6 protein-coding genes are annotated in these 3,892 nt (G+C 41.0%); 4 read left to right on the top strand and 2 right to left on the bottom strand.

What is annotated here, in order from left to right:
• Both A194_RS0115320 and A194_RS0115315 read left to right on the top strand, forming a co-directional pair.
• Positions 1–597 (top strand): MFS transporter (locus tag A194_RS0115320; RefSeq protein WP_017187675.1); only part of this gene is annotated, 597 nt, incomplete at its 5' end.
• 69 nt (positions 598–666) lie between these two features.
• Positions 667–984, top strand: coding sequence for a hypothetical protein (locus A194_RS0115315; protein ID WP_017187674.1), 318 nt, complete (start codon positions 667–669; stop codon positions 982–984).
• A gap of 46 nt (positions 985–1,030) precedes the next feature.
• Here the strand turns inward: A194_RS0115315 and A194_RS19915 are convergent, their stop codons facing one another.
• The gene (locus A194_RS19915; RefSeq protein WP_237718783.1) at positions 1,031–1,180 is read right to left on the bottom strand and encodes a peptidoglycan-binding domain-containing protein; all 150 of its coding nucleotides are present in this window, start codon (positions 1,178–1,180) and stop codon (positions 1,031–1,033) included.
• Positions 1,181–1,416: 236 nt separating this feature from the next.
• Positions 1,417–2,217, bottom strand: a complete 801-nt coding sequence (locus tag A194_RS20595) for a peptidoglycan recognition protein family protein (RefSeq protein WP_083834328.1) — start codon at positions 2,215–2,217, stop codon at positions 1,417–1,419.
• Between the two features lie 687 nt (positions 2,218–2,904).
• Between A194_RS20595 and A194_RS21220 the strand changes: the two genes are divergently transcribed.
• Positions 2,905–3,201, top strand: coding sequence for a hypothetical protein (locus A194_RS21220; protein ID WP_017187671.1), 297 nt, complete (start codon positions 2,905–2,907; stop codon positions 3,199–3,201).
• Positions 3,202–3,211: 10 nt separating this feature from the next.
• Entirely contained in the window at positions 3,212–3,730 is a 519-nt protein-coding gene (locus tag A194_RS0115295; protein WP_017187670.1) for a GNAT family N-acetyltransferase, read from the top strand.
• Positions 3,731–3,892 lie beyond the last annotated feature (162 nt).

Below are 3,892 nucleotides of genomic sequence, written 5' to 3'. Positions count from 1 at the left end.
GATGACTTCGTGTTAGGAATGCGCTACATCAAACAGTCGCCTATAATTTCTTCAGGTATTATAACGATTAGTTTGGTTAACTTATTCGTAATCGGTCCTATTATTATTAGCTTTCCACTCATTGTTGATGCATTAGATGGAACAGCTTTTCATTTAAGTTTATTAGAAGTTGGTTTATCAGTCGGAACGTTTACTGGCAGTATAATCGTCTATAAAATTTCTGCTCATAAACGACGCGGTCGAATTATTATATTGACGCTTATTGCGACGATGATTGGCTTTTTCATTTTTAGTCGAATGGAAATGCTGCCAGCGTTAATGGTATTAGCTGCGGTTGTTGGGTTCGCCGCAATGATTGTTTATTTACAAATGTTAACGGTTATTCAAGAGCATACGCCACATGATCGTCAAGGGCGCGTGATGAGTATTGCCACTGTTGCTTCAGAAGGTTTTGCACCTGTTGCTTTTGCGGTTGTGTCTTTATTTGTCGGTATTGGCTTAATGATTCATAACGTTTTAGCCTGGACTGCGGCAATTGGTTTAATATGTAGTATTTGGCTAGCGTTCAAAGCGAAGGCGCTCATGCAAGCTGAATAATACACGCCAGTTTTTACAGAACATAGACCTCCTCATTCGGCAGAAACTAAGTGATGAGGAGGTCAGCTTATGGATTACATGAAAGGCTATCGCCTTGAGCTGAACGAAACTGGCTTTACACTTATTTTTTATCTCGATGATCATTACAATGAATTCTCTGATGAACTTGATGCGATCAGACTTCCCTCAAAGCGAAAATATAAAAACTTTAAACAATATGTCATTGACAACTTTTCACACGTCAATGTAACGAAAGTTAAAGTAATGCTCGGGCCTGCTCTTGTCATGTCCTTTGCATTAGGAGCTGATCACGGCTCAGCAGAAGCTGCCTCTCAACAACAAACTGCTCATAATCATACTTCAGCTGAATCGCTGCCCCAGACGTAAGGTACACCAGTGTAAGTATCTAACTCACCAACTAACTGTTGTTTCGTTAAGGTGCGTTCAATTTCATGTTGAGTCGTTTGATCGGCTTACCTGACACATTTAGACCATAATCACGTTGAAATTCTCGTACCGACTGGGAAGTGATTGAGCCGTAATATGCTGTTGAGTTTTGGTTAAAATACCCTAATGACTTCACTCGGCATTTGGAAATATTCGATGGATAATAGCTATCACAGTATTACGTTGGAGCGAATCGGATTTATTGATTGAAGGCGAACGCTGGATTTGGCGTTCGTCTTTTTGGGCTTTATAGAGTTGTATGTATCACAACACATAAAAACCCCCTCACTACCGCTCGTGAGGAGGTTACATTGGAATAGGAGATTGCTTTTGCACCATCATGACTCTTACCGCCTAGAGTCAAACCACCAATTACCCACGCATGACTTCTTCTAGTTTTTCTTTCGTGTTAGGCCCGTATATGCCGTCGACTTCATGAGGGATATGAACCTTTTGAAAACGTCGCACCGCGTCTTCAGTTTTCGGTCCATATATGCCGTCAATTGGGCCAGGCCTAAATCTTACGCTGTCCAATGCTTCCTGAATTTTTCTTACTGCTTCGCCGCGGCTACCACGCCTGTATATACCGCTTGGAAGTTCCACACGATCATCATTCATCGCCGATTCTAACGCTTGACGCGTTTCAGGCCCTACAATACCGTCAACCTGTATGCCCGCATTTCGTTGGAATGAACGCACAGCCGATTCTGTTTCGTCACCAAAAATCCCATCAGCGCCAAATCTCGGCAACCTTTCACCTACTTCAAGTAAATCTTGTTGTAACTGCTCGACTTTACTGCCAGAATCGCCATTTCTAAGGAGATTGTTACTAGAGCCTGAGGAGTCAGTACCTCCATTAGAGTCTGAACTACTGCCTTCTATCCTTGAACGTACGCGATCCATATCAATTCCTGGGCAACCTGTACGCGTTCCTGTAAATTCATTGTGTCCTAAAACTTTATCTACCTTTAAACTGAACCGTCTCATATTGTAACGCGCTCGCTCTTCCCACACACGCTCCTGTTCGTTCGTGAAACTGCCGTTACCAACTAAACAAATATGATACGTCGTTCGGTTATGGTCCGCTATTCCATTGACAATGACATCTTCGTCATAACACAACTGAACAGTACCATCACGCAGAATAATTTCGTGATAGCACCTGTCTGCCATCCACGACTTTTCCAATGTCTTTCAAATGACCAAACATCGCCACCCTCAGTTGCACTATGGTGTCTTGCAATGTGTTTCACCGTATTACGTCTACGATTGCCACCCATAGTTTGACCGCGCAAATCTTCAATATTTGCCACAATACCCCTCCTTACATTAAAGCCCTATAAGAGCTGTTTGCTATTTATACTCATATCCAAACTTGATCGTTTGATATAATTTATGCTCTCATTACTATTAAATTCAACTAGTTCGATACCCGTCTCAACTAATGCCACCAAATTTAATAAATGTGCTTTATCCTATTTATTTAGACCTTTGCTTTCATATTCCCTCCTGTAAAGAGATTTTTGTTGGTAGCTTCAATATTAGAATCGTAAAGGATAAAGTAAGGTGTGATAAAAGTACGAAAAATTTAATGAATTTCTGTCCTTTTTGGTTTAAACTGGAAAAAGGTGTTGTGCAATTAAAATGAAGTGGAGGTAATACGATGATTTCAACTTATGTTAATTGGGGAAAAGCCTGCGTTAAGCTGTGTTGGCAAGCTAGTGACGAACTACCGGCGCGCGATTTGATCACAAGCGTGCACGGTTTTTGTTTTGATCAAAATGGACAATTGCTAATGGTCGACTTAAACGATCGCGGCTGGGACTTTCCAGGAGGCACATCGAAGCAGATGAAACGCCTTTGGATTGTTTTAAACGTGAAGCTTATGAAGAAGGCTACGTCAGTGGTGCATGTCAGCTGCTTGGTGCCATTACAGTTGATCACCATGACAATCCAAACTTTGATCCGAACGGTAAATACCCAATCGTTGGCTATCAAGTTTTTTACAGAATGGATATTGAAAAGATTTATCCTTTTGAGGCTGGTTATGAAGCTAGCAGGCGGACGTTTATTGATCATCATGATGTTGCTGATTATTATCCAAAATGGCATGAGTTGTATCAAGCTGTGATGGATGAGGCATTGAAAGTTAAGTGAGGTATGAGTGATGAAAATCTATTTACGTGAATTACAAAAAGAAGATATGGTATCTGTTCATCAATCAACTCTCGATGCGGACATTCGTTATTTAACTGGCACAACTAGACATTTCACATTAGAACAATTATACAACCATTTTCACCGCATAAAAGATGATGATACGCGACATGATTTTGCGATTTGCTTAAGTACAGATGAGCAAATAATAGGAGACTTAGCCATTATAGATATTGAAAAAGCCCACCAAAATGCAGGATTTCGCATTGCGTTACATAAGACAGAATATTTCGGGAAAGGGTTCGGAACACAAGCTGTCAAACTCGCTTTACAGTATGCTTTCGAAACATTAAAACTTAATCGACTACAACTTGAAGTTTACTCCCATAACCCACGTGCAATCCAAACGTATCAAAAAGTGGGGTTCACGCAAGAAGGCGTATTGCGACAAGCGATATACTATGACGGTGAATACTATGATGAAATTGTCATGGGAATGCTCAAGGAGGAATATGATTCTTTAAAGTGAAGTAGCGGTGACTTGATGACGTCACCGCTGTTTTATTCGGTAATTATCCACTTCATTCGGTATTAACTCCACCCTATTCGGTAATGATCCGCTCCATTCGGTATTAACCACCCGCTATTCGGTAATGATCCGCTCCATTCGGTATTAATCACCCGCTATTCG

Source organism: Alkalibacillus haloalkaliphilus C5, from assembly GCF_000269905.1.
GTDB lineage: Bacteria > Bacillota > Bacilli > Bacillales > Alkalibacillaceae > Alkalibacillus > Alkalibacillus haloalkaliphilus_A.
This window is presented reverse-complemented; position numbering and strand designations above follow the sequence as displayed.